This window comes from Syntrophales bacterium (assembly GCA_030655775.1).
Classification (GTDB): domain Bacteria; phylum Desulfobacterota; class Syntrophia; order Syntrophales; family JADFWA01; genus JAUSPI01.
In genome coordinates, this window is sequence record JAUSPI010000036.1 from 1 (window position 1) to 4,611 (window position 4,611).

Annotated in this window: 7 protein-coding genes; 1 reads left to right on the forward strand and 6 read right to left on the reverse strand. The window is 42.8% G+C overall.

Annotation, left to right across the window (positions count from 1 at the left end; genetic code table 11):
- Nucleotides 1–232: hypothetical protein (locus Q7J27_02005; GenBank protein ID MDO9527913.1), on the forward strand; the 232-nt coding region annotated here is incomplete at its 5' end.
- A gap of 189 nt (nucleotides 233–421) precedes the next feature.
- Here the strand turns inward: Q7J27_02005 and Q7J27_02010 are convergent.
- The 6 genes from Q7J27_02010 to Q7J27_02035 form a co-directional block, all read right to left on the reverse strand.
- On the reverse strand, nucleotides 422–1,648 hold the full coding sequence (locus Q7J27_02010) for a P22 phage major capsid protein family protein (protein ID MDO9527914.1): 1,227 nt from the start codon (nucleotides 1,646–1,648) through the stop codon (nucleotides 422–424).
- 21 nt (nucleotides 1,649–1,669) lie between these two features.
- On the reverse strand, nucleotides 1,670–2,452 hold the full coding sequence (locus Q7J27_02015) for a hypothetical protein (GenBank protein MDO9527915.1): 783 nt from the start codon (nucleotides 2,450–2,452) through the stop codon (nucleotides 1,670–1,672).
- A 103-nt stretch (nucleotides 2,453–2,555) separates the two neighbouring features.
- Nucleotides 2,556–2,996: a DNA-directed RNA polymerase subunit alpha C-terminal domain-containing protein gene (locus Q7J27_02020; GenBank protein ID MDO9527916.1), complete on the reverse strand. Its 441-nt coding sequence runs from the start codon at nucleotides 2,994–2,996 to the stop codon at nucleotides 2,556–2,558.
- Between the two features lie 11 nt (nucleotides 2,997–3,007).
- A complete protein-coding gene (locus tag Q7J27_02025; GenBank protein MDO9527917.1) occupies nucleotides 3,008–3,139 on the reverse strand; it encodes a hypothetical protein in 132 nt (43 codons plus the stop codon).
- A complete protein-coding gene (locus Q7J27_02030; protein MDO9527918.1) occupies nucleotides 3,136–3,645 on the reverse strand; it encodes a hypothetical protein in 510 nt (169 codons plus the stop codon). The genes Q7J27_02025 and Q7J27_02030 overlap by 4 nt, the downstream gene beginning before the upstream one ends.
- A partial coding sequence (locus Q7J27_02035; protein ID MDO9527919.1) for a portal protein occupies nucleotides 3,620–4,611 on the reverse strand: 992 nt, incomplete at its 5' end. The genes Q7J27_02030 and Q7J27_02035, both read right to left, overlap by 26 nt.

The following is a 4,611-nucleotide window of genomic DNA, read 5'->3' on the forward strand; positions in this document are numbered from 1 at the left end:
AAAAAACCTTCTTCATACCAACCCCTTTGTGGTGGGGCAGCCAAAGCCACCCCATCTTAAAGGTTACTCCGAAGCGTGTACTCCAATGTTAGACAAATCGTTTAACAGGATATTCAACTTCGTTACCATTGCGTTAATAGCTGTATTGGTTGTAGATAAAGCTGTATCTGCAACAGTAACCGATGCAAAATCAGATATTGTAGCCGCCTGTGAAACTGCCGTACCACCGTAAAGATGGATTTTTTCTGTAGTAGCTTTCACTACAGCAGTTCCATCTGGTTGTCCTGTTCCCAAAATTTCGATAGTCATTTTAAAACCTCCTGTTTTACATGTTTCCAAGACCGATGTTTCTGAACATTTGCCAAAAGCTCTGGCTAAACGCTAGGCTAAAAGCTAAAAGCCCAACGATATCAGTTACTTATCACCCTGGGAGTCGAACCGCCCATTCTGGCCTTATGGCTTTGTAGCCAAAGAGGACATCAATTCGGCAAGGAAATTTGTCGTTAACGATGTCATAATTCCTGACAATTCTCAGTGAGATACCGTCATAGACTTCTCTTGCGGCGAAATCAACACCTTTAGGCATTTCAAGGTCAGCCGTTACCATTGTAAATGCACCTTTCTGGAATCCCAGATTAGTTGCATATCCCGTAGAAGCTTCTCCAGAACCACCAGCCGCGACAAAAACAACCGCCTTACTTGCACCGGCAGAAACTACCGAAATGTTCTGCTTCGCACCCGAGGAAATAGGTGTAGGACTTACTGCCCATACATCCGATGCATCGTTGGTATGCGCCGCAGTAATAACGAACTGCTGAAGATGCTCATATACTGCCTTTGTTTCAGGATTGACTGCATAAACGCCAGCAATCGTGAAAATATCACCAACCGCTACTGTCCCCGCTGCTCCAGTTGTCGTTACGGTTGCTGTCCCGCTCGTAATACCCGAGGCTTCGGTAGTATTGCAAATCGGGGTCGCATCGGTTCTTGACCCATTGATAATGGTCGGAATCATTTCCGTCTCGTAGAAATTAAATCCGCCGAAACGTCCCATCAAACCTGTATCGTATGCCTTCGCAATTTCTGATCCAGGCTGAAACCATGCCGGTACATCCACGGCTACCGCATTCATACTGAGGGATTCCATTACCATTGCCCTATCGTTGGTCGGGGCAAGCCCTTTGGCTAACTTCGCCCTTGCTGAACGTACATCTACCGTGTCAGGCGCAGCACCGATTGTCGTGTAAACAATGTTGTACACAGATTTAGCGCATCCTGTGAGAACGGTGCTGTCAATATCCGCTGCCAGTCTTGCCATGGCTGGTTTCAGGATTCTGTCTGAAAAATCATCCAGGGAAAGTGTGAGTTCAGCAGAACTGAAGTTGACATCCACGCCTTTCTGTGTAGCCAATGTAAGCGTCTGCGTGGACTCGTCTATGTCCTGAGTGTCCATTACCGCACCTGTTCGCACGGTAAATTGATTCGGTTCCCTGATTAAAAGGGTTCCACCATTCTTGGCACCTGATCTTGCAAATCTGTTGTCATATTCTCTGTTGATCAACTTACAGAAGATCAAATTGTTGTGGAGAAGGGCGAGAGATTTTCTCGTTATATCTCCAGAACTTAAAGTTTTTATTGCATTAGGCATTATATCCTCCTATTGGAGGCGTTAACCTCCGAATTTAGTTTTTAGTTTATCCATTTCTCTGTTTTTTTCATAATTCATCCACTCTGCCGTTGTCATTTTGGATGGGTCTTTCTCACCGCCGCCGGTAATACTTCCAGTCGGAACTATTGGTGCGGGGGCCCCTGTTATTGTTTTTGTTTTCTGCGCCAGCTTTATCTGCGTTTCTAACTTTCCTATTTCATAGGGCTGCATTGCAGGTGGTAATTGTGCGATTCTTTGTGCGACTTCCCTGTTTGAACCAAGATAATATGCTAATTCCGGCCCCGTATCAGCGGAAAGAACTACTTCTCGCATAATATCAGTAAAAACAGGTGATTCGATTATCTCGTCAAAGTCTCCGTGCGCTTTACGTAACCCTGCGGCTTTTGCATTGAAGGTTTTCAGCATATCTGTCTGCCTTCTCTGCTGTTCCGCTACTCCTGTTGCGGCGACTCGTTTATTATCGTGCCAACCGATTAAAGCATCTTCATATTCTTCGGTCGTCTCATAATTTCCTACTTTCGGACGGCCTGAAGGCGTTTCCTTTACCGGTTCCGGCTTGATTGCAAGATTTTTCCAGTATTCTGCTTCCCGTTCAGCTTCTCTACGGGCACGAGTAATTTCATTAATTCGTTCCTGGGCTGTTTGTTTGCGAGAATCTTCCTCGATAACTTTTTCAGTTGTTTCCTCAACTACCTCTTCTTCTCTGGCAACTTCTGTGGTTTCTTCTTGAACTTCTGTGGTTTCTTCTTGCGCCACTTCTTCGACGACTGTTGTTTCTTCCATGATTTGCTCCTTTTTTGCGACCTTAGTCGATTTAATAAAAAAAGCGGCATCCATTTCTGGAAAACCGCCTCAATTTTTTCAATAACGATTATCTATTTAGTTGTTAAAGAACTATTCTTCTAATTTCTCTTAGGGTTTTTTCGCCAACATTTCTCATACTTAACAATTCACTATCTGTTTTTTTCTTCATTTCATTTATATTTTTAAAACCATGATATTTCATACAATTATAGAGTCTTACTGAAATATCTTCTTCAGGCATGTCACCTATTTCTCTGTAAAAATTCTTTGGGAAATTCCTTAAATGGATAAGAATTTCATTAGCATGTTGTCTATATTCCTTTAACCCTTTATTGTCTAACTTTTTTGAAAGATTTTTATCATCAGCAAAAAGAAAAATTACTCTTATCCCTTTACCTACTAATTGACGGACTCTTTCAGGAGATATATTTAACTTATTGGCTACGGTTCTTAATGTTTCTCCTTGTAAAATAGGAATAAGCACTGAGCATAATTTATTCCAATCCTTTATTTTAAGTTTCATATTCACCTCCATTATTTGGATAGTTTAATGCTCTTCGTTTCCTTTATAAACACAATTTTCCCGGCTTCTTTCTTAATGACAATCTCACCATACTCTATTTTGTCAATTATCGCAATTATTTCTTCTTTTTCCTCTTCGGTCATAGTTTAAAATACCATCCCGCTGGGGACAGTTCCTCTTTAAGTTTCAAATCTTCCCTGTATCCAAGGCTCCTTAGCACCTTAATGGCTACTAAAAAGGATGCTTTAGCTAATTTGTTCTGCCGGACAATCATGGATTCCTGTTTGCCTTCAAGATTCCACGTTAGTTTGTGTGTTTTCTGTCTCGTATTTATATCAGCAACAAAAACCGTGCTGTAAAGTTTCGGTAATGGCCATTCCATGCCTTCTTTTTTAAGTTCTTTCTTTTCCTGCCACTGTGCAAAACCTTTTTCTCTTGCCGCTTTAGTTTCTTCAACCTTTTCAGGCGTAAATCCTGACAGCACAATAGGCAATTCCTGCGGCAATCCCTGTGGGGCTTCTTCCAAAACTTCCTCTACAGCTTCCTCTACAACTTCCCCTGGTGCTTCCTTTAATAGGTTCTCTTTTTCAAGTCTTTTCTTTGCGTGCCAGGCTTTCATCCTCTCACTTCGGGCCTTTTTTGTTTCCACCTTGTTCTCCTTCCTGCATTTTTTCTACTTGTGTTTTTATCTCGGCGTATATTTCCTGTGCCCCCGGAAAGTCAGCATACTTGAAGATAAGCGGTGAAATTATGTGTGCAATAGCGGGCGCATACTGCATACTTTCAAGCATCATTGCTACTGTTTCCTGCCTCTTGGACCCGAATGACGCTCCAACTGATGCAATTAAATCATACTTTCCAACTGAAAGATCATTCGCTAATCCTGCATTACCCATACCGTCAAGCTCTGGAACATTTACCTGAACTATGCTCTGTTCCCCATCCTCGCCCATTATCGTTAGCGCTCTTTGTGTATCGTAAATCTTGGGGATTAAGTCAATGATTTGTCTGCCGGCATACACTATCGCCCTTGTAAGGTTGTCAACAAACGTATATGTCCCCTTATCTGCCTGTGCTATTCGTGCCAGTATAGCTTTACCGCTTCTTTCATTGGATTTTTGCCCCTTTGTCGCTTCATAACGCCCAAGATGATCCTCTATATCAAACGCTGCTTGCTGCATCATCGCCATAATAGCTGAAGGAACTTCTGTCTGCCTCTCTCGTTGGGGTTTCTCCAGTCCCGCAATCGCATTATACCTGATATACATTCTGTTGGTAGTGTTGGCTTCTTCCCACTCGTTCTCAAATCCCTTAATTTGGCGATGGTCAACCATGAAAGGACTTTTCGGAGCAAGGGCAATAGTTTCGGTGGCCGCTGTCGAATGGTAATTGTACATCTCTTGCGGGCCCTTCGCCCCCCTTGCCAGAGACAAATAATATTTCTTCCCTTCAACTACGATTTCATCACCGAGAACCGGAATAATTGGAATGTACTTACCTGCCCAGTCAGCTTTTTCCAGGACTTCCGCCCCGTTCATCTTGCACCACTTTACCTGATGGGCCTGCTCGGTTCTTTCCTGTGCAATAGTAAAACCTTTTGCCTCAATATCTTCTT

What these genes read in the sequence shown, in the direction of transcription:
- Q7J27_02020 (MDO9527916.1), bottom strand. Translation starts at nt 2,996, where the DNA reads ATGAAACTTAAAATAAAGGATTGGAATAAATTATGCTCAGTGCTTATT.
- Q7J27_02015 (MDO9527915.1), bottom strand. Translation starts at nt 2,452, where the DNA reads ATGGAAGAAACAACAGTCGTCGAAGAAGTGGCGCAAGAAGAAACCACA.
- Q7J27_02010 (MDO9527914.1), bottom strand. Translation starts at nt 1,648, where the DNA reads ATGCCTAATGCAATAAAAACTTTAAGTTCTGGAGATATAACGAGAAAA.
- Q7J27_02025 (MDO9527917.1), bottom strand. Translation starts at nt 3,139, where the DNA reads ATGACCGAAGAGGAAAAAGAAGAAATAATTGCGATAATTGACAAAATA.